Source organism: Streptomyces sp. NPDC059695 (assembly GCF_042733785.1).
In the GTDB taxonomy this organism is placed as follows: domain Bacteria; phylum Actinomycetota; class Actinomycetes; order Streptomycetales; family Streptomycetaceae; genus Streptomyces.
The window spans coordinates 138,355-162,717 of record NZ_JBHWFF010000022.1 but is presented as its reverse complement, the minus strand read 5'-3'; the positions used below and the strand labels follow the sequence as shown (position 1 = coordinate 162,717).

The 24,363-nt window shown below is 72.5% G+C and carries 20 protein-coding genes; 11 read left to right on the top strand and 9 right to left on the bottom strand.

Features of this window, described 5'->3' with window-relative positions; all coding sequences use genetic code 11:
- Nucleotides 1–255: 255 nt before the first annotated feature.
- From ACFV2S_RS26225 to ACFV2S_RS26215, 3 genes are all read left to right on the top strand, one after another.
- Entirely contained in the window at nt 256–927 is a 672-nt protein-coding gene (locus ACFV2S_RS26225; RefSeq protein ID WP_376507496.1) for a LuxR C-terminal-related transcriptional regulator, read from the top strand.
- A 284-nt stretch (nt 928–1,211) separates the two neighbouring features.
- Nucleotides 1,212–3,149 (top strand): 2-oxoacid:acceptor oxidoreductase subunit alpha, encoded by a 1,938-nt coding sequence (locus ACFV2S_RS26220; RefSeq protein WP_385563759.1) that lies wholly within the window; start codon nt 1,212–1,214, stop codon nt 3,147–3,149.
- A complete protein-coding gene (locus tag ACFV2S_RS26215; RefSeq protein ID WP_385563756.1) occupies nt 3,142–4,203 on the top strand; it encodes a 2-oxoacid:ferredoxin oxidoreductase subunit beta in 1,062 nt (353 codons plus the stop codon). The genes ACFV2S_RS26220 and ACFV2S_RS26215 overlap by 8 nt, the downstream gene beginning before the upstream one ends.
- 16 nt (nt 4,204–4,219) lie before the next feature.
- Here ACFV2S_RS26215 and ACFV2S_RS26210 read toward each other — a convergent pair whose 3' ends face one another.
- The 4 genes from ACFV2S_RS26210 to ACFV2S_RS26195 all read right to left on the bottom strand — a co-directional run bounded on the left by ACFV2S_RS26210 (nt 4,220) and on the right by ACFV2S_RS26195 (nt 9,914).
- Entirely contained in the window at nt 4,220–6,388 is a 2,169-nt protein-coding gene (locus tag ACFV2S_RS26210) for a bifunctional serine/threonine-protein kinase/ABC transporter substrate-binding protein (RefSeq protein ID WP_385563753.1), read from the bottom strand.
- A gap of 2 nt (nt 6,389–6,390) precedes the next feature.
- On the bottom strand, nt 6,391–8,625 hold the full coding sequence (locus ACFV2S_RS26205; protein WP_385563787.1) for a bifunctional serine/threonine-protein kinase/ABC transporter substrate-binding protein: 2,235 nt from the start codon (nt 8,623–8,625) through the stop codon (nt 6,391–6,393).
- A gap of 5 nt (nt 8,626–8,630) precedes the next feature.
- A complete protein-coding gene (locus tag ACFV2S_RS26200) occupies nt 8,631–9,428 on the bottom strand; it encodes a hypothetical protein (protein WP_385563750.1) in 798 nt (265 codons plus the stop codon).
- 84 nt (nt 9,429–9,512) lie between these two features.
- On the bottom strand, nt 9,513–9,914 hold the full coding sequence (locus tag ACFV2S_RS26195) for a winged helix-turn-helix transcriptional regulator (protein ID WP_385563748.1): 402 nt from the start codon (nt 9,912–9,914) through the stop codon (nt 9,513–9,515).
- A gap of 100 nt (nt 9,915–10,014) precedes the next feature.
- On the opposite strand from ACFV2S_RS26195, the gene ACFV2S_RS26190 reads away from it, so the two are divergent.
- Both ACFV2S_RS26190 and rarD read left to right on the top strand, forming a co-directional pair.
- Nucleotides 10,015–10,890 carry an SDR family oxidoreductase gene (locus tag ACFV2S_RS26190; protein WP_385563745.1) on the top strand — a complete coding sequence of 292 codons (876 nt, stop codon included), beginning with the start codon at nt 10,015–10,017 and terminating at the stop codon, nt 10,888–10,890.
- A gap of 154 nt (nt 10,891–11,044) precedes the next feature.
- Nucleotides 11,045–11,950, top strand: a complete 906-nt coding sequence (rarD, locus tag ACFV2S_RS26185) for an EamA family transporter RarD (RefSeq protein ID WP_385563784.1) — start codon at nt 11,045–11,047, stop codon at nt 11,948–11,950.
- Nucleotides 11,951–12,015: 65 nt separating this feature from the next.
- Here the strand turns inward: rarD and ACFV2S_RS26180 are convergent, their stop codons facing one another.
- Both ACFV2S_RS26180 and ACFV2S_RS26175 read right to left on the bottom strand, forming a co-directional pair.
- Entirely contained in the window at nt 12,016–12,333 is a 318-nt protein-coding gene (locus tag ACFV2S_RS26180; protein WP_385563742.1) for a DUF6401 family natural product biosynthesis protein, read from the bottom strand.
- Between the two features lie 29 nt (nt 12,334–12,362).
- Nucleotides 12,363–13,751, bottom strand: a complete 1,389-nt coding sequence (locus ACFV2S_RS26175) for an MFS transporter (RefSeq protein ID WP_385563739.1) — start codon at nt 13,749–13,751, stop codon at nt 12,363–12,365.
- Nucleotides 13,752–13,850: 99 nt separating this feature from the next.
- Between ACFV2S_RS26175 and ACFV2S_RS26170 the strand changes: the two genes are divergently transcribed.
- On the top strand, nt 13,851–14,291 hold the full coding sequence (locus ACFV2S_RS26170; RefSeq protein ID WP_385563737.1) for a winged helix-turn-helix transcriptional regulator: 441 nt from the start codon (nt 13,851–13,853) through the stop codon (nt 14,289–14,291).
- Between the two features lie 46 nt (nt 14,292–14,337).
- Nucleotides 14,338–14,979, top strand: a complete 642-nt coding sequence (locus tag ACFV2S_RS26165; RefSeq protein WP_385563734.1) for a DUF4291 domain-containing protein — start codon at nt 14,338–14,340, stop codon at nt 14,977–14,979.
- Here the strand turns inward: ACFV2S_RS26165 and ACFV2S_RS26160 are convergent.
- Nucleotides 14,928–15,575, bottom strand: a complete 648-nt coding sequence (locus ACFV2S_RS26160; protein WP_383789555.1) for an NADPH-dependent F420 reductase — start codon at nt 15,573–15,575, stop codon at nt 14,928–14,930. The genes ACFV2S_RS26165 and ACFV2S_RS26160 overlap by 52 nt on opposite strands.
- Before the next feature lie 357 nt (nt 15,576–15,932).
- Between ACFV2S_RS26160 and ACFV2S_RS26155 the strand changes: the two genes are divergently transcribed.
- Nucleotides 15,933–16,718 carry a HEAT repeat domain-containing protein gene (locus ACFV2S_RS26155; RefSeq protein WP_385563731.1) on the top strand — a complete coding sequence of 262 codons (786 nt, stop codon included), beginning with the start codon at nt 15,933–15,935 and terminating at the stop codon, nt 16,716–16,718.
- A 189-nt stretch (nt 16,719–16,907) separates the two neighbouring features.
- Nucleotides 16,908–18,215 (top strand): M28 family peptidase, encoded by a 1,308-nt coding sequence (locus ACFV2S_RS26150; protein WP_385563728.1) that lies wholly within the window; start codon nt 16,908–16,910, stop codon nt 18,213–18,215.
- Nucleotides 18,216–18,310: 95 nt separating this feature from the next.
- Here the strand turns inward: ACFV2S_RS26150 and ACFV2S_RS26145 are convergent, their stop codons facing one another.
- Both ACFV2S_RS26145 and ACFV2S_RS26140 read right to left on the bottom strand, forming a co-directional pair.
- A complete protein-coding gene (locus ACFV2S_RS26145; protein WP_385563725.1) occupies nt 18,311–19,480 on the bottom strand; it encodes an outer membrane lipoprotein carrier protein LolA in 1,170 nt (389 codons plus the stop codon).
- Nucleotides 19,481–19,612: 132 nt separating this feature from the next.
- Nucleotides 19,613–20,623, bottom strand: a complete 1,011-nt coding sequence (locus ACFV2S_RS26140; RefSeq protein ID WP_385563722.1) for a polyprenyl synthetase family protein — start codon at nt 20,621–20,623, stop codon at nt 19,613–19,615.
- A 198-nt stretch (nt 20,624–20,821) separates the two neighbouring features.
- On the opposite strand from ACFV2S_RS26140, the gene ACFV2S_RS26135 reads away from it, so the two are divergent.
- Entirely contained in the window at nt 20,822–22,327 is a 1,506-nt protein-coding gene (locus tag ACFV2S_RS26135) for a peptide MFS transporter (RefSeq protein WP_385563720.1), read from the top strand.
- A 9-nt stretch (nt 22,328–22,336) separates the two neighbouring features.
- Nucleotides 22,337–24,337, top strand: coding sequence for a CocE/NonD family hydrolase (locus ACFV2S_RS26130; RefSeq protein WP_383789534.1), 2,001 nt, complete (start codon nt 22,337–22,339; stop codon nt 24,335–24,337).
- Nucleotides 24,338–24,363 lie beyond the last annotated feature (26 nt).

Below are 24,363 nucleotides of genomic sequence, written 5' to 3'. Positions count from 1 at the left end.
GGACCCGCACCACCAGGGCACCGTCACCGGCGGTGCGGGTTCAGGCGCGGAAGCCTAGGCCCGGCACAGGGCGCCGTTCCGTTGTGCCCACCCGTTCCGCCCCAGCGGAACGATTGCCCACAACGGGCGGGGCGAAGGCCCACGACGGCGGGGCGAGGGCCCACATGGGCCGCGCGGGGGGCGGGGCAGGTGCCATGCTGAAGGTTCAAGTGGTGGACCGGAAGCAGGGGGCTGCAGGGCGTGAGTGTGCAAGACGTGGCGGGGCGGGTACGGGTGGTCATCGCCGAGGATTCCGTGCTGCTCAGGGAGGGTCTGACCCGGCTCCTGACCGATCTGGGACACGAGGTCGTCGCCGGCGTGGGCGACGGCGAGGCTCTGGTCGAGACGGTGGCGGGCCTCGCGGGTGAGGGCGCGCTGCCGGACGTGGTGGTGGCGGACGTGCGGATGCCGCCGACGCACACCGACGAGGGCGTGCGGGCGGCGGTGCGGCTGCGCAAGGAGTACCCGGGCCTGGGCGTGCTGGTGCTGTCGCAGTACGTGGAGGAGCAGTACGCCACCGAACTTCTGGCCGGTTCCAGCCGGGGTGTGGGGTATCTGCTGAAGGACCGGGTCGCGGAGGTCCGCGAGTTCGTGGACGCGGTCGTGCGGGTCGCCGGGGGCGGTACGGCCCTGGATCCGGAGGTCGTGCAGCAGCTGCTGGGCCGGAGCCGTCAGCAGGACGTGCTGGCGAACCTGACCCCGCGCGAGCGGGAGGTCCTGGGCCTGATGGCGGAGGGCCGGACGAACTCGGCGATCGCGAAAGCGCTGGTCGTGAGTGACGGCGCGGTGGAGAAGCACATCAGCAACATCTTCCTGAAGCTGGGGCTCTCCCCGAGCGACGGCGACCACCGCCGGGTCCTCGCGGTTTTGACGTATCTGAAGTCCTGATCATCTGACACTCTGTCAGATAACCTGGTCCTAGTTCCAAGGGACGAGGCGGAATCAGACCCTCCGGAACGCTCCGGGTGGCGACAGAACGTGACGATTCAGGGCAAAAGGGCGTCTCAAAAAGAGATCCGTGATGTGAGAAGTCCCGGGAAGGCCCCCCTTACCGTCGTAGGGTGGGCCTCGGGACGGAAGGTGATCTCCGCACAGGGGACCACCCGCCGCGCCCCGAGCCTTCTCCCCGCCTCCGGCGGAGAGTCCCCTTGCCGCGAGGGAGGTCCAGTTCAGTGACCAGCCAGGTCAGTAGCGAGGCCGGTGAGGCCCTGGTCGGGGAGCAGCGCAGCGCCCCGGCGACGCCCCACCACGGCACCGAGAAGGAAGTGCGCCGGCTCGACCGGGTGATCATCCGCTTCGCGGGTGACTCGGGTGACGGCATGCAGCTCACGGGTGACCGCTTCACCTCGGAGACGGCGTCCTTCGGGAACGACCTCTCCACGCTGCCGAACTTCCCGGCCGAGATCCGGGCACCTGCCGGAACCCTGCCGGGAGTGTCGTCCTTCCAGCTGCACTTCGCCGACCACGACATCCTGACCCCGGGCGACGCCCCGAACGTGCTGGTCGCGATGAACCCCGCCGCCCTCAAGGCGAACATCGGGGACGTGCCGCGCGGCGGCGAGGTCATCGTCAACACCGACGAGTTCGCGAAGCGGGCGATGGCGAAGGTCGGATACGCGACCTCGCCCCTGGAGGACGGCTCGCTCGACGGCTACCGGGTCCACCCGGTGCCGCTGACGACGCTGACCCTGGAGGCGCTCAAGGAGTTCGGCCTGCCCCGGAAGGAGGCCGAGCGGAGCAAGAACATGTTCGCGCTCGGGCTGCTCTCCTGGATGTACCACCGCCCGACCGAGGGCACCGAGACGTTCCTGCGCACGAAGTTCGCGAAGAAGCCGGAGATCGCCGAGGCCAACGTGGCCGCGTTCCGGGCCGGCTGGAACTTCGGCGAGACCACCGAGGACTTCGCCGTCTCGTACGAGGTCGCCCCGGCGACCCGGGCCTTCCCCACCGGCACGTACCGGAACATCTCCGGGAACCTGGCCCTGTCGTACGGCCTGGTCGCCGCCGCCCGCCAGGCGGACCTGCCGCTCTACCTCGGCTCGTACCCGATCACCCCGGCCTCGGACATCCTCCACGAGCTGTCCCGGCACAAGAACTTCGGCGTGCGGACGTTCCAGGCCGAGGACGAGATCGCCGGGATCGGCGCGGCGCTCGGCGCGGCCTTCGGCGGCTCCCTCGCCGTGACGACCACCTCCGGCCCCGGCGTGGCACTGAAGTCCGAGACGATCGGACTCGCCGTCTCGCTCGAACTGCCGCTGCTGGTCGTCGACATCCAGCGCGGCGGCCCGTCCACGGGTCTGCCCACCAAGACCGAGCAGGCCGACCTCCTCCAGGCCATGTACGGCCGCAACGGCGAGGCGCCGGTGCCGGTCGTGGCCCCGAGGACGCCCGCCGACTGCTTCGACGCGGCGCTCGACGCCGCCCGGATCGCACTCACGTACCGCACGCCGGTCTTCCTGCTCTCCGACGGCTACCTGGCCAACGGCTCCGAGCCCTGGCGCATCCCGGACGTGGAGGAACTCCCGGACCTGCGCACGCGGTTCGCCACCGGGCCCAACCACACCCTGGCCGACGGCACCGAGGTCTTCTGGCCGTACAAGCGCGACCCGGAGACCCTCGCCCGCCCGTGGGCCGTGCCCGGCACCCCCGGGCTCGAACACCGCATCGGCGGCATCGAGAAGCAGGACGGCACCGGCAACATCTCGTACGACCCCGCCAACCACGAGTTCATGGTCCGCACCCGCCAGGCCAAGATCGACGGCATCGAGGTCCCGGACGTCGAGGTCGACGACCCGGACGGCGCGAGCACCCTGGTCCTCGGCTGGGGCTCCACCTACGGGCCGATCACGGCCGCCGTGCGCCGCATCCGGCGGGAGGGCGGTGCCATCGCCCAGGCCCACCTGCGCCACCTCAACCCCTTCCCGAAGAACCTCGGCGAGGTCCTGGAGCGGTACGACAAGGTGGTGGTCCCCGAGATGAACCTCGGCCAGCTCGCCACCCTCGTCCGGGCGAAGTACCTCGTCGACGCCCGCAGCCACACCCAGGTCAACGGCATGCCGTTCAAGGCCGAGCAGCTCGCCGCCGTCCTCAAGGAGGCCATCGATGCCTGAGCCCACGGAGACCCTCCTCAGCCTGGTGCCGAAGGCCGAGGCCCAGCAGTCGATGAAGGACTTCAAGTCGGACCAGGAGGTCCGCTGGTGTCCCGGCTGCGGCGACTACGCCGTCCTCGCCGCCGTGCAGGGCTTCATGCCCGAACTCGGCCTGGCGAAGGAGAACATCGTCTTCGTCTCCGGCATCGGCTGCTCCTCCCGCTTCCCGTACTACATGAACACCTACGGGATGCACTCCATCCACGGCCGCGCCCCGGCCATCGCGACCGGCCTCGCGACCTCCCGCCGCGACCTGTCCGTCTGGGTGGTCACGGGCGACGGCGACGCGCTCTCCATCGGCGGCAACCACCTGATCCACGCCCTGCGCCGCAACGTGAACCTGAAGATCCTGCTCTTCAACAACCGGATCTACGGCCTCACCAAGGGCCAGTACAGCCCGACGTCGGAGCTCGGGAAGATCACCAAGTCGACCCCGATGGGCTCGCTGGACGCGCCCTTCAACCCGGTGTCGCTGGCGCTCGGCGCCGAGGCGAGCTTCGTGGCCCGGACGGTCGACTCCGACCGCAAGCACCTCACCGAGGTGCTGCGGCAGGCCTCCGAGCACAACGGCACGGCGCTCGTCGAGATCTACCAGAACTGCAACATCTTCAACGACGGCGCCTTCGAGGTCCTGAAGGACAAGGACCAGGCGAAGGAGGCGGTCATCCGCCTCGAACACGGGCAGCCGATCCGCTTCGGCGCCGAGAACGAGAAGGGCGTCGTCCGCGACCCGGCCACCGGCGACCTCCAGGTCGTCACGGTCACCCCGGAGAACGAGGCGCTGATCCTCGTCCACGACGCCCACGCGGCCACCCCGACGACCGCGTTCGCCCTCTCCCGCCTGGCCGACCCGGACACCCTGCACCAGACGCCGATCGGCGTCCTCCGCTCGGTGGACCGCCCGGTGTACGACACGCTGATGGCCGACCAGCTCGACGCGGCGGTGGAACAGCAGGGCAAGGGCGACCTGGCCCAGCTGCTCACGGGCCGGGACACCTGGACGGTGGTCGGCTGACCGGGGCTCCTCCCGGTCAGTCCCGCTTCGCTGCCTCGGCGTACGGGCCGAGGCAGCGGGGCCTTCCGGATGTGATGCGCCAGAGGCTCAGCCCCACGAGCTGGGACTCCGAGCGGTCGTTGGAGAGGGCGTAGTAGGACCTGGCCACGCCGCGGTACGCCTTCTCGTCCTTCGTGAACACGTTCGCCAGGGCCGCGCCCTGGCGCCCCGCGTTCCTCCGGGTCGCGGTCCGGAGGGCCTGGACCGTCCAGTTGAGGGCGTCGTACGACTCCACCGCGAAGCGGTCGACCGGGTCCGTGGCCGCGAGCCCCCAGCGCTTGCGGTAGGCCGCCGTGAACTCCTTCGCGCCCGGGACCGTGTCGGGATCGGTGTAGCCCGTCCCGAAGTACCACCCCTCGGCGGCCGGGCCCGCGACGGCGAGGAACTCCGGCCCGAGCGCGGCCTCGACGCTTCCGCATGGACCCCGGTAGCCCTGCTGCCGCAGGGCCTTGGCGCACAGGGCGGCCCGGCGCGGCGACGTCCCCATGTAGTACAGCCCCGTCGGCGAGGTGGCGAGTGCCGCGCGGACCGCCGGGGCGAAGTCCTCGGTGTCCGCCGCGACCCGGTGCACCGTGACCGTGCCTCCGGCGGGGGGCGAGTTCCGTGCGCTCTGGGTGACGCTCCAGCTGTAGGTGCCGGCGGCCCGGTCCTCGATGACGGCGGTGCGGCCCAGGCGGTGCTCGCTCAGATAGCGGCCGAAGGGCACGATCATCGCCTCGGCGCTGGGCCGCACCTCGAAGTACGTGCGCATCTCGTCCGTCTGGCCTCGGATGTCCCCGATCTCGACCGACGGCACCAGGCCCAGCAGGGGCACCCTCGGATCCACGAGCACGTCCGCCGCCGCCTTGGCGGTCTCGGCGGTCGTGGGGCCGAGGACGGCGACGAGGCCCGGGTTCTCCAGGAGGGCGCGGGCCCCGGCGGCGGCCCGCTTCGGGTCGCCCGCGTCGTCTGCCACCTTGAGCACCAGGTCGAAGGGCCGGTCGGCGCGGGCGTTGAAGGTCTCGGCGGCGAGGCGCAGCCCGTGTTCCTGGGCGCGCCCGTCGGCCTTCGTCGGGCCGCTGAGGTCGGTGAGGACGCCGAGCGTGTAGGCGGTCCGTACGGTCTCGCCGCCCGTGCCGCCGACCGGGTCGCGGCGGAGCAGCCACGCGGTGACGCCGCCTGTGCCCGCGACGGCCCCGGCCGCGCCGAGGGCGAGGAAGCGGCGGCGTGAAGGCCGGTGCGGTTCCCCGGGGTTGAGCATGGTCGGGTCGGCGACCGGCAGGTCGAGGACCCGCGACGACCGCTGGGCGATCAGCGCGGGCAGGCCGGGCGGCAGCCAGTTCCCGGCCGCCGGCCCCTCGTACGGGCCGAGGGCGTCCCGTACCTCGGCGGCGCCGGGCCGGTCGGCGGGGTCCTTGGCGAGGCAGGCGGTGACGAGCGGGAGCAGGGTGTCCTGCACGTCGTCGAGGTCGGGCTCCTCGTGGACGGTGCGGTAGACCACGGCCGCCACCGCGCCCGTACCGAAAGGGCGTTCGCCCGTCAGCGCGTAGGCGAGGACGCAGCCGAGCGAGAAGACGTCGGCGGCCGGTCCGACGTCGGCCGCGCCGGTGACCCGGGCCTGTTCGGGGGCGAGGAAGCCGGGGGTGCCGATCATCGCGTCGGTGGCGGTGAGCGCGGTGGCACCGCTGACCCGGGCGATGCCGAAGTCGATGAGCCGGGGCCCGTCGAGGGCGAGCAGGATGTTGCCGGGCTTGACGTCGCGGTGGACGAGCCCTGCCGTGTGCAGGCCGTCGAGGGCGTCGGCGAGCCGGGCGCCCAGGGCGCGGACCGTGGGCTCAGGCAGGGCGCCGTGCAGGGCCACGGCCTCGGCGAGGGAGGGCCCGGGCACGTACTCGGTGGCCAGCCACGGCTCGCGGGCCTCCGGGTCGGCGCCGAGGACCCGGACGACCCAGCGGCCGGTGATCCGCTCGGCGGCGGTCGCCTCGCGGCGGAAGCGGGCCCGGAAGCCGGGGTCGGCGGCGTGCTCGGCGCGGATGAGCTTGAGCGCGGCGAGCGCGCCGCCCGAGGACCGGGCGAGGTAGACGACGCCCATGCCGCCGGTGCCGAGCCGCCCGAGGAGGCGGTAGCCGGCGAGGGAGGAGGGGTCGGCCTTCTTCAGCGGCTGCACGCTCAGGCCTTCTTGGGCATCTCGGGCTCGGCGGGGGCAGGACCGAGGTACGTGTAGGCGCCGTTCTGGACGCCGTAGCGGAAGGTTCCGATGCCGTTGAGCTCGCCGTTGTCACGGAACTGGTAGCCGCCCATGGCCCCGGTGTACTTCTGCTTCCGCAGGGCCTCCCACAGGCCCTTGCGGGTGAGCGGTCCCTTGCCGGCGCTCGTGGCGAGCCAGGACGTCACCATGCCGACCACGTCGAAGGACTCGCCGGTGTAGAAGGCCGGGGCGGTGCCGTAGCGCTTGCGGTGGGCGTCGAGGAAGTCCTGGGCGAGCTTGCGGTCGGCGGGCTTCTGCTTCGGGTCGGCGGCCCGCTGGACGGGGTCCATGACGGGCGCGCAGACGGTCCAGCCCTCGGCGTCGCTCCCCGCCTCCTTCAGGAATTCCGGACCGAAGACGTGCTGGCCGGTGAACCGGGGCCCGGTGAAACCGAGTTGTTTCAGGGCGCGGGCGGCGAGGACGGCGGTGGAGCGGACGCCGTTGTGGACGTAGGCGTCGATGCCGGCGTCGATCATCTCCCCGATGATCGAACGGTAGTCGGTGGCCCGGCCCGGGACGACCCGGAAGTGCGGTGTGATGCCGGCCTGCTTGAAGCCGAAGCCGACGCCGCTGGTGTACTGCCAGCCGTACTGGTCGTCGGTGCGCTCCTGGAGGACTCCGGGGCGGCGGACCCGCGGCTGGAGCGTCGCGGAGTAGGCGAGGTAGACGCCGGCGATGAAGTGCTGCGGGATGGCGCGGAGGACGGTCGTGTTCGGCACGCCGCCGCCTTCACCGCGCAGGGTGAAGAGGTTGTAGCCCGCCGAGGTGGTGAGCAGCGGCACACCGGCCTCCTCGAAGGCCGGGAGCGCGGCGATGCCGGTGTAGTCGGAGGTGGGGCCGAGGACGGCGAGCACGGAGGGGTCGGTGGTGAGCCGCCGGGCGGCGGCGAGGGCGCCGGTGCTGTCCCCCCGGTCGTCGGAGACCTTGAGTTCGAGGGTGAAGGGCTTGCCCTGGTGGGCGGCGTTGAATCGTTCGACGGCGAGCCGGGCGCCGCGCTCCTGGGCCCGGCCGATCTCCCGGGCGGGTCCGGAGAGGTCGGCGAGGACGCCGATGGCCCAGGTGTTCCGGGGCTTCGGTGCGGGGTTCTTCCCGTCGTCGGTGCCGTCGCGTCCGGAGTTCCACAGCGCGAACGCGCCGCCGCCCGCCGCGAGCACTGCGGCACCGGCGCCGAGCAGCAGGAAGCCGCGTCTGCTGGAGCCGGCCGGGGCGGCGGGGTCGGTGCCGGGCGCGGTCGCGTCGATGTCGGGGAGCGCCAGCATGGCCGCCGAGCGGGCGGCGATGGTGGCGACGACGGGGGCGGGCAGCCAGTCGGCGGCGGCGCCGGGGGTGTCCTCGGTGAGCCGGGCGGCGATCTCGTCGGCGGTGGGCCGGGCGGCGGGGTCCTTGGCGAGGCACTGCCGTACGAGACCGGTCAGCGGTTCCGGCAGCCCGGCGAGGTCGGGCTCGTCGTGCACGGTCCGGTAGAGGAGCGCGTCCAGGGCGCCCGATCCGAACGGCGGGCGGCCGGTCGCGGCGAACGCGAGGAGGCAGCCGAGCGCGAAGACGTCGGCGGCGGGTCCGATGTCGGCGGCGCGGGCCTCGGCCTGCTCGGGGGCGAGGAAGCCGGGGGTGCCGACGACCATGTCGGTCGCGGTCAGCCCGGTCTCCCCGGTGGCGCGGGCGATGCCGAAGTCGATGAGCCGGGGCCCGTCGACGGCGAGGAGGACGTTGCCGGGCTTCACGTCCCGGTGGACGAGCCCGGCCGTGTGCACGGCGGCGAGGGCGCGGGCGACGGCGCCGCCGAGGATCCGTACGCTCCGTTCGGGCAGCGGCCCGTGCGCGCGGACGGCTTCGCCGAGGGACGGTCCGGGTACGAAGGCGGTGGCCATCCACGGCTCGGGGGCGTCCGGGTCGGCGCCGGTGACGGGCACGGCCCAGGGGCTGGAGACCCGGCGGGCGGCCTCGACCTCGCGGCGGAAGCGGGCGCGGAAGTCGGGCTGGTCGGCCTGGTCGCCGTGGGTGACCTTCACGGCGGCGAGCTCGCCGGTGTCGGTGCGGCCGAGGTAGACGACGCCCATGCCGCCGGCACCGAGCCGGCCGAGGAGGCGGTAGCCGGCGATCGTGGACGGGTCGGCGGGAAGCAGCGGCTGGAGCGCGCCGGGCTCGGGATCGGCCATCGGGCTCACGACTGGGCTCCCAACTGCGTCTTGGCGCGCGCCTGCATGAGGCCGCTGACCCGGATCTGCGCGGTGGTGCCCTCCGCCGGGGCACGTCCGGGGGCTCCCTTGACGACGGCGGCGACGCTCACCTGCCCGATGCGCAGCTGCTGCCAGCTGTAGGACTGCGGTCCCTTGAAGGCGTCGGCGAGGTACGAACCCTGCTCCATGACGGTGTCCAGGTTCTCGTCGGCGCCGTAGGGGACGCCGAGCGACTTGAGGTCGGTGATGCGTTCGCCCTGGCGCAGCTGCTGCTCCGGGCAGCGCAGCGCTTCCTCCAGGGTCGCGGCCATCTCCCATTCGGCGTCGGCCGCGGTGCGGTGGACGGTGACGGTGGCGGCGACGCGCAGGGGTCCCTTGCCGTCGGCGGCGGGGATCTCGCTGTAGGTGGTGACGCTGTAGAGGACGGTCCGGGGCAGGGTCCCGGCCTCCCACGTGCAGTCCGTGTCGAGGACCGGCCAGTAGCCGGGGGCGCTCAGGAGCGGGCTGCGCCCGACGAAGTCGGGTCCCCAGTCGTCGGGTCTCCCCACGATCGCGAGGGCGATGCGCTCGGCGTCCGCCGCGTCGCGCGGCGCCTTCTTCGGATCCGGGGTGAAGCCCGGTGTGGGGGACGTGGTCGGCGTCCCGGACGCGGGGGCACTCGGTGTCGCCCGGGACGGTCGCGCGTCGTCCCCGCCGCCTCCCGACGAGCAGCCCGCCAGGAGCAGCCCGCCCGCCGCAGCCACGGCACCGGCGCGCAGCACTCTTCCGTACGTGTCCCTCACGATTCCCCCACGGTCGCCGCACGATCCCCCGGTCGGTGAGGGAGATCGTACGCACGCGAGGACCAACTCGCCCCGCTTACACCATCATTGGGACGCTTCCCGGACCGTGTCGTAACGCACGCGCGCCTCCTCGACCGCGTCGAGGCTGCCGGCGGTCCACCGGGCGAGCTCGGAGACCCGGCGGGCGGCCTCCGCGCCCAGTGCGGTCAGGCTGTAGTCGACGCGCGGCGGGATGACGGGTTTGGCGTCGCGGTGGACGAAGCCGTCGCGCTCCAGGGTCTGGAGGGTCTGCGTGAGCATCTTCTCGCTGACGCCGCCGATCGCCCGGCGCAGCTCGCTGAAGCGGTACGAGCGCTCCCCCAGCGCGATCAGGATGAGGACGCCCCAGCGGCTGGTGACGTGCTCCAGGACGCGGCGCTCGGGGCACATGGCGTCCACCACGACGGGCTGCGGCAGGGCGTGCGGGGCCTTATCACTTACTCCCATACCAGTACCTTACTTCAAAGTGGGTACTTACGAAAGGTTAGCGCCCGCCGTACGGTGAGTGCATCGCCCACCGCACGCCCCACGGGAAGAAGGAAGCACCATGAGCATCGTCGTCACCGGAGCCACCGGCCAGCTCGGCCGTCTCGTCATCGACGCCCTCCTCGGCGGCGAGTCCGCCGTCCCCGCCGGGTCCGTCGCCGCCGTCGTCCGCGACAAGGAGAAGGCCGCCGACCTCGCGGAGCGCGGGATCGAGCTGCGGATCGCGGACTACAGCCGCCCGGAGACCCTGGCGGAGGCCTTCGAGGCCGGCGACCGGGTGCTCCTGATCTCCGGCAGCGAGGTCGGCCGGCGCGTGGCGCAGCACGGCGCCGTGATCGACGCGGCCAAGGCGGCGGGCGTGGCCCAGCTCGCGTACACCGGCGTCCTCGGCGGCCCGGCGGCCGACTTCACGCTCGCCGACGAGCACAAGGCGACCGAGGAGCTGATCCTGGCGTCCGGCCTGCCGTACACCTTCCTCCGCAACGGCTGGTACTCCGAGAACTACACCGCGAACCTCGCCCCGGTCCTGGCCCACGGCGCCGTCGTGGCCAATGCCGGCGAGGGCCGGATCGCCTCCGCCTCCCGCGCCGACTACGCCGCCGCCGCGGCCGCCGTCCTGACCGGCCCGGCCGAGGAGCACCGGAACAAGGTGTACGAGCTGAGCGGCGACACCGCCTGGTCCCTCGCCGAGTACGCGGCCGAGATCGCCGGGCAGACCGGCCGGGAGATCGTCTACAGCGACGTCCCCGCCGCGACCCACCTGGAGATCCTCACCGGCGCCGGGGTCCCGGGGCCCTTCGCCGAGATCCTGGTCGACGTGGACCGGGCCGCGGCGCTCGGCGCGCTCGCCCTGCGGACGGGAGACCTGGCGCGTCTGATCGGCCGCCCGACCACCCCGGTCGCCGAGTCGATCAGGGAGGCGCTGGCCGCCTCGTAACGTTGTCATGACCGTATGCCGGTACGGGCATGACAACCCGCCCCGTGCGGCGCTACCTTCGACAGGACAGCGCGGCACAGGGCGGGAGGTCCGGGTGAAGACCGAGAAGAACGAGGGAAGAGCAGGACTGCTCTACGGGATCGGCGCCTACGGCATGTGGGGACTGGTCCCGCTCTTCTGGCCGCTCCTCAAGCCGGCCGGCGCGGTCGAGATCCTCGCCCACCGGATGGTGTGGTCCCTGGCCTTCGTCGGCATCGCGCTGCTCGCGCTGCGCCGCTGGAGCTGGATACCCGAGCTCGTGCGCAGCCCGCGCAAGCTCGGTCTGATCACCGTCGCCGCCGCCGTGATCACCGTGAACTGGGGCCTGTACATCTGGTCCGTGAACACGGGCCACGTCGTCGAGGCCTCCCTGGGCTACTTCATCAACCCGCTCGTCACCATCGCCCTCGGCGTCCTCGTCCTGAAGGAGCGGCTGCGCCCCGTGCAGTGGGCGGCGGTCGGCGTCGGGTTCTCGGCCGTGGTGGTCCTCGCGGCGGGTGCCGGGCGGCCGCCCTGGATCTCGCTCACGCTCGCGTTCTCCTTCGCCGTCTACGGCCTGGTGAAGAAGAAGGTCAACCTCGGCGGCCTGGAGTCGCTCGCCGCCGAGACCGCCGTGCAGTTCCTGCCCGCCCTCGGCTACCTCGTCTGGCTGGGCACCCGGGGCACCCTGGCCTTCGGCTCGCACGGCGCGGGCCACACCGCGCTGCTCGCCGCCACCGGGATCGTCACGGCGGTGCCGCTGGTCTGCTTCGGCGCGGCGGCCATCCGCGTCCCGCTGTCGACGCTCGGCCTGCTCCAGTACCTGGCGCCGACCTTCCAGTTCCTGCTCGGCGTCGTGTACTTCCACGAGGAGATGCCGCCGGAGCGCTGGGCGGGCTTCTCCCTCGTCTGGCTGGCCCTGACGCTCCTCACCTGGGACGCGCTCCGGACCGCCCGGAAGAGCCGCGCGGCGGTCGAGGCGGCCGCCGCCGCGTCCCGCGCGGAGACCGCTCCCGCGGCCCCCGTGACCTCCGCCCCCTGACCTCCGCGCCCCGGACTCCGCGCCCCGGACTCCGCGCCCCGGACTCCGCGCCCCGACCGCGGTCGTCACACGGCCAGCAGGCCGTGCTCCCGGATCAGCCAGCACACCGCCGTCAGGCGCAGGGTCGCGAAGTCGTGGCCGGCGGGCTCCGTCCACTCGGCCTCGGAGAGCCGGTCGGTGAAGCCGAGGACGTAGTCGGCGAGCTCCTCCCGGCGCACGGTCCTGCCCTCCGGGCCGCGCCGGGCCGGGAGCAGCGCGTCGCACACGGCCGCCGCGTGCTGGTCGACGGCGGCCACGAGCCCCGGCTCGACGGAGAACTCCGAGAGCCGGGGCATGTACGTGGCGGCGACGTCGGCCAGCGGGCAGACGGGCGATTCGTTCATCCCTCCACATTAGGTGCGTACCGGGGCGTTCAGACCGTGACTTCGGTCGCAGCCTCCGGGACCCCCGCACGCCGCTCGGCCCGCACCCCCGTCGCCGAGATCACGGCGCCCAGTACGACCATCACCACGGGCACGACGAGCGCCGCCCGGAAGCCGCCGATGCCGCCGCCCGCGATGCCGTACACCGCCGTGACGGCCGCGATGCCGACCGCCGAGCCGAACTGGGTGGCCGTGGTGAGCAGCCCGCTCGCGAGCCCCTGGTCCTCCTCCGCGATGCCGTCGGTGCCGGCGATCGTGAGCGGTCCGTACGCGAGGGCGAAGGCGATCCCGGTGAGCAGCAGCGTCGGGAACATCGCCGCGTAGGACCAGTCCGGCCCGACCGGCAGGAACAGCGCGTACGACACGACGGCGAGGACGAAGCCGCCGAGGATCACCCGGGCGTTGCCGAAGCGGGCCACGAGCCGGGGGGTCAGCGTCGGCGCGAGGACCGCGTCGCAGCCCATGACGAGCAGGGCGAGCGCCGTCTCCAGGGACGACCAGCCGCGCAGCTCCTGGAGGTAGAGGGTGGCCACGAACTGGAAGCCGAAGAAGGAGCCGACGAAGAGCAGGGCGCCCAGGTCGGCGCGGATCAGGGAGGCCCGCTCGAGGATGCCGAGGCGGACGAGCGGGACGGCGGCGCGGCGCTCGACGGCGACGAAGAGCCCGGCGAGGAGGAGCCCGCCGGCGATCGCGGCGGCCGTGACGGTCCAGCCGTCGAGCCCGTGCTCCAGGCGGACGACGCCGTAGGCGAGGAGCAGCATGGCCCCGGCGGCGGTGAGCGCCCCGGCGAGGTCGAAGCCGCCCTTCCCGCGGGCCGGGCGGGGCTCCTTCGGGATGAGCCGCAGCGCGGCGACGAGGATCGCGGCGGCGAGCAGGACGGGGGCGAAGAAGACCCAGCGCCAGCCGAGCTGGGTGAGGAGTCCGCCGATGACGAGGCCGAGGGAGAAGCCGCCGGCGGCGGTGCCGGCGAAGACGAGGAGCGCCTGGTTCCGCTGCGGGCCCTCCTCGTACGAGGTGGTGATGATCGACAGGGCGGCGGGGGTCATGAAGGCGGCGGCGACGCCGGTGACGAAGCGGGCCAGGATGAGGGTCCAGCCCTCGTCGGCGAGGCCGCCGAGGCCGGAGAAGACGAGGAAGACGGCGAGCCAGCCGAGGAACATCCGGCGCCGGCCGAGCAGGTCGGCGGCTCTGCCGCCGAGGAGGGTGAAGCCGGCGTAGCCGAGGACGTAGGCGGACATGACCCAGGCGGCGGTGCCGGTGCTGAGGCCGAGGTCGGCGCGGACGGTGGGGACGGCGACGGCGAGCATGGCGACGTCGATGCCTTCGAGGAAGATCGTCCCGCAGAGGACGAGGAGCAGACTCCAGGCGCGTACGGACACAACTGTCTCCAGGACGTGACGGGTTGGGGTGGCCGGTTACGGAAGCGAGGGTCGGTTCCCTCTTGTAACCATCTGCAGCCTGCGGGAGGATCGGGTGCCATGGAAGAAGGCACTTCGAAGTACCCGAGTCACTGCGAGGGAACCTACGGAAGCGCGGGCGACCCCGACCCCTTCCAGTGGGACACGCGCGAGGACTGCGAGGTGCGGCAGATCCTCGACCGGGTCGCCGACAAGTGGTCGCTGCTCGTCATCGCGCTGCTGGACCGACGCGTCCTGCGGTTCACCGAGCTCAAGCGGGAGATCGACGGCGTCAGCCAGCGCATGCTGACGGTGACGCTGCGCCAGCTGGAGCGCGACGGCCTCGTGAAGCGGACCGTGCACCCGGTGGTCCCGCCACGCGTGGAGTACGAACTGACGGCTCTGGGCGGCACGTTGCACACCACGATCCGGTCCCTGGTGACCTGGACCGAGCAGCACCAGAACGAGATCGCGGTGGCCCGGGAGGCGTACGACGCGCGGGAGGCGGCGGGGGTGTCCTGAGAAATCCGGTGGCCGCGCCCGGCGGTCCCCCCGCACCCTGGGGCGCATGGAAGAACCGAAGTACCGGATCCGCGCGCTCCACACTGCCCGCACGGTCACCGTCTACCAGGCGTACCGGCCCGGGATCGGGCTGCCCGCGGCCCGTGACGGCCGCTTCCCCGCCGCGTGGAAGCGGGACCGGATGACGTGGATCAAGCCGTCGTTCCTGTGGATGATGTACCGCTGCGGCTGGGGGACGAAGGAGGGCCAGGAGACCGTCCTCGCCGTGGAGATCACCCGCGAGGGCTTCGAGTGGGCCCTGCGGAACGCCTGCCTCTCCCACTACGAGCGCGGCGTCCACACCGACCAGGCCTCCTGGAAGCGGCAGTTGAGGGAGGCGTCGGCCCGGGTCCAGTGGGACCCCGAGCGCGACGCGCACCTGCGGCCGCTCCCGTACCGCTCACTGCAGCTCGGCCTGTCGGGCGAGGCCTCCCGGCGGTACGCCGACGAGTGGACGGTCTCCGTCACGGACGTGACCGCGCTCGCCCACGAGGTCCACGGCCTGGTCCGGTCCGGAGACCTGGAGGCGGCCGGCCGGCTCCTCCCCCGGGAGACGCCCTACCCGGAGGCGGAGGGCCTCCTGGACCACCTGCGGGTTCAGCCGCCCGCGACACCGAAGTTGAAGTCCCCGGTGCCGAGCAGCCCGTAGAGCCGCAGCCACAGGGGCATGAGCTGCTCGGTGGCGCGGGCGCTCGACAGGTCGCCGAGGTCGATGATCCGGTCGGCGGCCCAGCCGAAGGAGGCGAGCAGCTCGGCGACCACGGCCTTCGCGTCGGCGTCGTCGCCGCTCAGGAAGACGTTGTGGTGCCCGGGGACCCGGCCGGGCTCGACCATCACGGTGTTGGTCATGGTGTTGAGCGTCTTGACGACCCGCGCCTCCGGGAAGGCGCCCTGCAGGTGCTCGGCGACGCTCCTGCCGTCGGGCAGGCCGACCTTGGGCGGGAAGCCCTCCGAGAAGTCGAGCGCGTTGGACACGTCGATCAGGACCTTGCCGCGCAGGTTCGCGGCGCCCGCGGCCTCGACGGCGGCCAGGGACACGAGCCCGCCCGTGGCGTTGACGACCAGCTCGGCGGGACCGGTCGCGTCGGCGAAGGTCCCGTGCGTCCCGCCGTGCTCCCCGGCCCACTTGGCGGCGTCGGCGTTGTCGGCGGTACGGGAGCCCATGGCCACCTCGTGCCCCAGCGAGACCAGCTTGGTGGCGAGACGGCGCCCGACCTCGCCCGTTCCCAGTACGGCGATCTTCATGTGCGTGCGCTCCTTCGGGGCGGGGGGTCGAGGGAGCCCGACCCTAGTGCCTGGAGCCCCCCGCCGTCCGTCCCACGCCGTCCCGGCTCGTCCCCGGGTCACGCCACCGGCGGAAAATCCGGATGCCGATCGCCCGCCGGGCCGCCAGACTCCCCCGCATGAGCAGCACGTCACCGGGCGACGGCCCGCCCTCCGAACCGCCGCTCGTCCGCGAGGTGTACCCCGAACTCGTCGCGAGGGGATGCTCAACCTCGACGTCGTCCATGGCCGGATCGCGTACATCGAGATCCTGGACCGCCCGGCGATGACCCCCAGCGAGCCCGGACCGAACCCCCGCGACCAGGAGCGATGACCCCCATGGCGACCTTCGTCCACCTCACCCCCGGCGCGCACGCGGCGCGTGTCCGCCGTTCCGGGGTCCGGGCCGCCGGGCGCGGCGAGTGGCGCGGGGTGTTCCTCTTCCCGGTCCTCCCCTCGTACACCCTCACCCACCAGTGGCTGCGCGAGCTGTCCCGGCGGCCGGGGCCGCGCGGCCTCGTCGCCGTGCAGGTGCGGCTCCCGGACGAGGAGCCGGTGGGCGTCGGCCGGTACAGCGACCGCGAGCCGGCCCGCGTGACGGCGGCGGAGGCGGTACGGCGGGTGGCCGCGGCCCCGGACGCCCGGGGCTGGGAGGTGTTCCTGGCGCGGTCCGTCACCCCCGCCGAGGTGCGCCACATCCGTGCGGTGCGGCAGGTCAACGGCTGGCGCTACCGGCCCGGCGCCCACGGCACCGCGCCCTGCCTCTGCTTCGGCTGCCGGGAGCGCGGGGGCTACGGCTCACGGCGGCTCGCGGAGCGCCGCCCGCACCCCCTGGACGGGCCGCCGCCCCCGCCCCGGGTGCTCCTCGCGCGCGTGGAGGCGGCGGAGGCGCGGGGGGACACGGCGGCGCTGCGCGAGGCCCTGCACGGGTACGGGATGCGGCGGCGCGGCCCGCTGGCGCGGCTCTCCGGGCTCGCCCGGCACCCCGACCCGGCGGTCCGGATCGCGCTGGTCGAGGCGGTGGCGTACTGGTCGACCCCCGGAGTCCCGCACCTGCTGCGGGAGTTGGGGCGGGACCCCGACGCCCGGGTCCGGGAGGCCGCGACGGACGCGCTCGTCCGGTGAGCGAACACACCTGACCGGTTTCCGCTCTTGACGCGGAGTCAAACTCTCACTGAACATTCAGCACGCACGACCGAACGACCGCACAACTGAACAACCGCGCACCCGCACAGCTCCAGCGCCTCGTGGCACCCACGCCCGAGGCGTCTCGCACGTTCCGTCCCATCCCCGTTCGGAATCCGGAGCCCCCACATGAACATCTCCGTGCCCAGACGCATCACCGCGGCCGCCGCCCTCGCGGCGCTCGCCCTCGGCGGACTGACCGGTACCGCCTCCGCCGGGTCGCAGGCGGCCGTCGCCGCGCCCGACATCCCGCTCGCCAACGTCAAGCAGCACCTGGCGGACCTCCAGTCGATCGCCACCGCCAACGGCGGCAACCGCGCCCACGGCCGCACCGGCTACAAGGCCTCGATCGACTTCGTGAAGGCGAAGCTGGACGCCGCCGGCTACACGACCACCCTGCAGACCTTCACCTCCAGCGGCGCCACCGGCTACAACCTGATAGCCGACTGGCCGGGCGGCGACCCGAACCAGGTCCTCATGGCCGGTTCGCACCTGGACTCGGTCACCGCGGGCCCCGGCATCAACGACAACGGCTCCGGGTCCGCCGCGACCCTGGAGACCGCGCTCGCCGTCTCCCGCGCCCAGCTCCAGCCGACGAAGCACCTGCGCTTCGGCTGGTGGGGCGCCGAGGAGCTCGGGCTCGTCGGGTCGAAGTACTACGTCAACAACCTGCCCGCCGCGGAGCGGTCGAAGATCAGCGGCTACCTGAACTTCGACATGATCGGCTCGCCCAACCCGGGCTACTTCGTCTACGACGACGACCCCACGATCGAGCAGACCTTCAAGACCTACTTCGCCGGGCTCGGGATCCCCACCGAGATCGAGACCGAGGGCGACGGCCGCTCCGACCACGCGCCCTTCAAGAACGTGGGCATCCCCGTCGGCGGGCTCTTCTCCGGCGCCGACTACACCAAGACCGCGGCGCAGGCGCAGAAGTGGGGCGGCACGGCCGGCCAGGCCTTCGACCGCTGCTACCACGCGTCCTGCGACACCACGGCGAACATCAACGACACCGCCCTGGACCGCAACGCCGACGCCATCGCGTACGCGATCTGGAACCTGTCCACCGGGACCACGACCCCGCCGACCGGCACGGTCTTCGAGAACACCGCCGACGTCTCCATCCCGGACAACGGCGCCGCGGTCACCTCGACGGTCAACGTCACCGGCATCACGGGCAACGCGCCGAGCACCCTCAAGGTCGGCGTGGACATCGTCCACACCTACATCGGTGACCTGGTCGTCGACCTGATCGCCCCCGACGGCTCCGTCTACAGCCTCAGCAACCGGGCCGGGGGCAGCGCCGACAACATCAACACCACCTACACCGTGAACGCCTCCTCGGAGGTCGCCAACGGCGCCTGGAAGCTCCGCGTCCAGGACAAGGCCTCGGTCGACACGGGATACATCAGCGGCTTCAAGCTGACCTTCCCGTAACACCTCTCCCGCGAGGCGCAGAGAGCTCCCGGGTGGGTCGGTGAATTTCGCCCCCGACCCGCCCGGGGTCCCAACTCCGGCGATTCCCGCCGGCGTTACCTGCCGGAGTTCGCCGCGTCCACCAGCGCGTCCTTCGTCACCGCGCCGACGTAGACCTTGCCGTCGTCGGTGAGGAGCGCGTTCACCAGCTTCGTGCTGAAGACGGTGCCGGAGCCGAACTTCCCGGTGACCTTGTCGCCGAAGGAGTCCAGGAAGCCCTGGATCTCCTTCGGCGCCTCGTCGGTCTTCGGGGCCGGAGCGCCCGTGTCGATCTTCGCGATGCTCGTCCAGCCCTCACCGATGACGTTCAGACCCTCGCCGGAGCCCCCGAAGCCCTTCCCGAGGCCCGGGAAGCCCCCCTCGAAGCCCTCGGGCAGGTCGTCGCCCGACTCCTCCGCCGCCTTCTGGGCGGCGCCCTCGGTCACCTTCGCGCCCTTCGGCGCCTTGAAGGTGAACTCGGAGGCGGCGGGCCGGCCGAAGTCGATCTTCGTGAAGCCCGCGTCGACGACCGGCTTGCCGCCCTCGACCGAGGAGAGGGTGAACTTCAGCGGGGTGCCGTTCGCCGCGTCCACCGCGATCTTCACGGACTCGACCGTCGAACCGGCCTGCTTCGGCTTGATCACCAGCTGGTACGCGTCCCGGCCGGCCACCTTCGCCGTCCCGCCGACCGTGATCGACGTGGTGTCGCCCGCGGCCTTCAGGACCTCGTCGGCGAGCTCCTTGGGCGTGCTGGGGAGCTTCTGCTCCTCCTCGGGGGCACCGGACCCCGCGCCCTTCTCGTGGAAGGCCTCGTTCGACTTGCTGTCGTAGCCCCAGACGTCGTCGCCGTTGTGGATCAGGCTGTACTCGTCGGAGCCGTCGAGCAGGGTCAGCCGCTGGCGCTCCGGGCCGTCCGCCGCCACGCGCAGCGTGTGGCTGCCCGAGACGAGCTCGGTGAGCTTCTCGGACGGGTCGGCCGACGAGGAGCCGCCGCCGCCCAGGCCCCCGAGGCCGGACGCCAGGCCGCCGAGGGACGGCAGGCCCAGGTCGGTGGAGATCTTGAACGTGCCGGACAGGGTCTGGGTGTCCGATGCGGCGATCTTCTCGATCAGCTGCTGGGCCGTGATCTCCGGCAGGTCCGGGTCGCCGGACGCCGCCAGCGCCGGGACGAGCCCGATGGTCGCCGCGGCCACTCCTGCCACCGCGACCGGGACGATGAACCGGCTCGCCTTACGGGTCTCTGCCATGGTCTCCGCTACCTCCGTGCCGTGCTGCCCCTGTGGATGATGTCTCCATCTCACCAAGGCGGCGGCGCGGAATCGTCAGACCCCGGGATCAACCTCACGTACTGCTTCGGGATGACCCGACCCTGAGAAGGCCTACCCCGCGCGGTGGACCACGGCGTCGCACATCTCGGCCAGGGCCGCCTTCGCGTACCCCTCGGGCAGCGGCGCCAGCATCGCGCGCGCCTCCTCGGCGTACCGCACGGTGTCCCGGCGCGCCTGCTCCAGGGCGGGGTGGGCGCGCAGCCGCCGCAGGGCCTCGGCGTGCCGCTCGTCGTCGCTGAGGTCGCCGTCGATCAGGGCGACGAGCTCCAGGTCCTCCGGGCGCCCGTGGGCGGCCGCGGCGGCCCGCAGGCGGAGGACGGGGAGGGTCGGGATGCCCTCGCGGAGGTCGGTGCCGGGGGTCTTCCCGGACTCGTGGGAGTCGGAGGCGATGTCGAGGACGTCGTCGGCGAGCTGGAAGGCGACGCCGAGCCGCTCGCCGTACTGGGTGAGGGTGTCGACGATGCTGTCGTCGGCGCCGGACATCATGGCGCCGAAGCGGCAGGCGACGGCGACGAGGGAGCCGGTCTTGCCGCCGAGGACGTCGAGGTAGTGGTCGACGGGGTCGCGGCCGTCCGTCGGACCGGCGGTCTCCAGGATCTGACCGGTCACGAGCCGTTCGAACGCCTCGGACTGGATGCGTACGGCCTCGGGACCGAGGTCCGCGAGCGTGTGCGAGGCGCGGGCGAAGAGGAAGTCACCCGTGAGGACGGCGATCGAGTTGCCCCAACGGGTGTTGGCGCTGTCGACGCCGCGCCGGACGTCGGCCTCGTCCATGACGTCGTCGTGGTAGAGCGTGGCCAGGTGGGTGAGCTCGACGACCACGGCGGAGGGCACGACGCCCGGCGCGTAGGGGTCGCCGAACTGGGCGGCGAGCATCACGAGCAGGGGGCGGAACCGCTTGCCCCCGGCGAGCACGAGGTGCTGCGCGGCCTCCGTGATGAAGGGGACATCGCTCTTGGTGGCGTCCAGGAGGCCCGCCTCCACGGCCGCCAAACCGGTCTGGACATCGGCCTCAAGAGCCTGGTCCCGCACGCTAAGACCGAACGGCCCGACGACGGTCACGAGGGGGTCTCCTGTCTGCTGACGCCTGCTGACGATCACACGGATTGTTCACATGGACTGTTGACGATCACATGGATTGTCGATGTGTCGCTCGATTCACTCAAGCCAGCGTATCCGGTCACCTTTCGATCACCGTGGGCGCCTTCCCGTCGCCCCCGGTATGTTCGGGATCAGCTCATACGACCAGGAGTAAGCGTTTTGTCCCGAACAACGATCGACACCGATACGAACGGCGAACAGCCTCCCCCCGAGGACGACCGCGCCTTCCTCGGACATCCCCGGGGCCTGCTGACGCTCTCCGGCCTGGAGGTCTGGGAGCGGTTCTCGTTCCTCGGCATGCAGGCCATCCTCGTCCTCTACTTCGCCGCCACGGCCGCCGACGGCGGCCTCGGCATGGACCCGGGCAACGCGGCCTCCGTCGCCGCCGCCTACGGCACCCTCGTCTACCTCGTCTCGGTGGCCGGCGGCTGGCTCGCCGACCGCATCCTCGGCTCGTACCGCGCGGTCCTGTGGGGCGGGATCCTGATCGCCTGCGGGCACTACGCCATGGCGGTGCCGAGCGCCGCCATGACCTGGGTCGGGCTCGGCCTGATCAGCGCCGGCACCGGACTGCTCAAGCCGAACGTGGCGACGATGGTCGGCAAGCTGTACCGCACGGACGACGACCGCCGCGACGCCGGTTTCGCGCTCTACTACATGGCGATCAACATCGGCGCCTTCGCGGGCCCGCTGATCACCGGCTGGCTCGCCGACCACAAGGGCTACCACTGGGGCTTCTCCGCCGCCGCCCTCGGCATGACCCTCGGCCTGATCCAGTACGTGGCGGGCCGCCGTCACCTGGCCGGGCGCAAGCACTCCGCCGAGTTCGCGCTCGCCCCCGAGGCCATGCGGCGCGCGGTGAGGCTGATGATCGTCGGCGCCGTCGTCACGGCCGCCCTCGCCACGGCCCTGGCGCTCGCGGGCTGGCTCACCATGGACCGGTTCGTGGACGTGCTGACGGTGATCTCGGTGATCGCGCCGGTCGTCTACTTCTGGGTGATGTTCACCAGCCCCCGGGTCACGGCCGAGGAGCGCGGCCGCCTCAGGCCGTACATCGTGCTCTTCCTGGCCTCGGTGGTGTTCAACTTCATCCTCTTCCAGGCGTACTCCACGATGATCCTGCTGGCCTCCACGAACGCCCGCACCACCATCCTCGGCTTCGACTTCCCGGCGAGCTGGTACGCCTCGGCCCTGGGCGCCTTCGAGGTCCTCCTCGCCCCCGTGGTGGCCGCCGTCTGGGCCCGGATGGGGCACCGCCAGCCGCACGCCTCCAACAAGATCGCCTACGGCGTGATCCTCGGCGGCCTCTCCTTCCTGCTGATGGTCCTGCCGACCTCCGGGCACGCCGACGACACGTACCAGATGGCCGCGTGGTGGATCGTGGGCTCGTACCTGCTGCTCGGCCTCGGCGACGTGCTCCTGGAGACCTCCGGCATGTCCGCGACCAGCAAGCTCGCCCCGAAGGCCTTCTCCAGCCAGACGATGTCGCTCTGGTTCCTCTCGCTCGCCCTCGCCAACGGCATCCAGGCCCAGACCGTGAAGCTCTACGACGACGTCTCCAAGCCCGTCTACTTCGGCGTGAACGGCGCCGTCGCCGTCGTCGCCGGCCTCGTCGTGATCGCCCTGGCGCCCTGGCTGCGCCGCACCATGCACCCCGTCCACTGAGGTGACCTGATGACGAAGATCCGTACCGACTTCCCGTACGAGACCCGCCACGAGGACATCCGCATCCCGCTGCCCGACGGGACGAGGCTGTACGCGCGCGTGTGGCGCCCGCTCACCGACGAGCCGGTACCGGCCCTCCTGGAGTACCTGCCGTACCGCCTCACCGACTGGACCGCCCCCCGCGACTGGCAGCGCCACCCCTGGTACGCGGGCCACGGCTACGCCTCCGTACGGGTCGACGTCCGCGGCCACGGCAACAGCGAGGGCCTCCCCGGCGACGAGTACGACCCCGTCGAGCTCGCCGACGGCGTCGCCGTCGTGAACTGGCTCGCCGAGCAGGACTGGTGCACCGGCAGGGTCGGCATGTTCGGGATCTCCTGGGGCGGCTTCAACTCGCTCCAGATCGCCGCCCTCGCCCCCGAACCGCTCAAGGCGGTCGTCACCGTCTGCTCCACCGACGACCGCTACGACAACGACGTCCACTACATGGGCGGCTCGGTCCTGGGCGTCGACATGCACGCCTGGGCCGCCACCATGCTCGCCTTCGTCTCCCGGCCCCCGGACCCGCTGTACGCGGGCGAGGAGTGGCGCGAGCTGTGGCTGAGGCGCCTGGAGGCCGTCGAGCCGCTCATCCACACCTGGCTCGCCCACCAGACCCGGGACGCGTACTGGAAGCACGGCAGCGTCTGCGAGGACTACGGGGCGATCCGGGCCGCCGTCCTCGCCGTCGGCGGCTGGCACGACCCCTACCGCGACACCGTCCTGCGGCTCGCCCGGCACCTCCCCCAGGACCGGGTACGCGGCATCATCGGCCCCTGGTCCCACCAGTACCCCGACCGCGGCCTGCCGCCGGGACCGGCGATCGGCTTCCTCCAGGAGACCCTGCGCTGGTGGGACCACCACCTCAAGGACGCCGAGAACGACGTGATGGCCGAGCCGCTGCTGCGCTCCTGGATCAGCGACTCGCACCCGCCGGCCACCGTCTACGAGGAGCTGCCCGGCCGCTGGGTCACCGACCCCGCCTGGCCCTCCCCGCACGTCACCCCCGTCACGTACGGCTTCCAGGGCGCCCCGGTCGTCGTCGACTCGCCCCAGCAGACCGGCCTCGACGCGGGCCGCTTCTTCCCCTTCGGCAACGACGCCGACCTGCCCCCCGACCAGCGCGACGAGGACGCCCACTCGGCCTGCTTCGACTTCCCCGTCCCCGAGGACGGCGGCCCCCTCCGGATCCTGGGACGGCCCTCCGTGAGCCTCGCCCTGCGCTCGGCGGCCCCCACCGGCCAGGTGATCGCCCGGCTCTGCGACATCGCCCCGGACGGCTCCTCCACCCTCGTCACCCGGGGCGCCCTGAACTTCTCCGCCCGCTACGGCCGCGACCGGGCCGTGGAGGCCCAGATCGGCGAGACGGAGAGCTTCGACTTCGAGCTGAACGGCATCGGGCACGCCTTCGCGCCCGGCCACCGGGTGCGCCTCGCCGTCTCCTCCACGTACTGGCCGTGGATCTGGCCCCAGCCCGACGCCGCCGGCTTCACCCTCGACCCGGCCGGCTCGTCCCTCACCCTCCCGGTCCGCGCGCCCACCGAGGACGCCGTCACGTGGGAGGAGCCGGAGCAGTCCCCGCCCCTCGGGGTGGTCTACCCGCGGACCCTGGAGGAGCCGCGCCCGGAGCGCGTGGTGGTCCGGGACGTGGCCAGGGGCGAGTGGACCCTGGAGGTCGACCCGAAGTACGGCGGCACGCGCGTGTACCCGGACGGCCTGGAGTTCACCGAGGACGCCGTGGAGACGTACACGATCGACGAGAGCGGCCCGCTGTCCGCCCGGACCCGCTCGGAGTGGTCGGTCCGGCTGCACCGCCCCGAGCTCGCCTGGGACGTCACGATCGACACCCGCTCGGAGATCTCCTGCGACGCGGACGCCTTCCTCACCGAGAACGAGGTGGTGTGCAAGGAGGGCGGCGAGGTCGTCTTCCACCGGACCTGGGAAAAGAGGATCCCCCGTACGGCGGGCTGAACTCACGCCGTACGGGGGACCGGTCA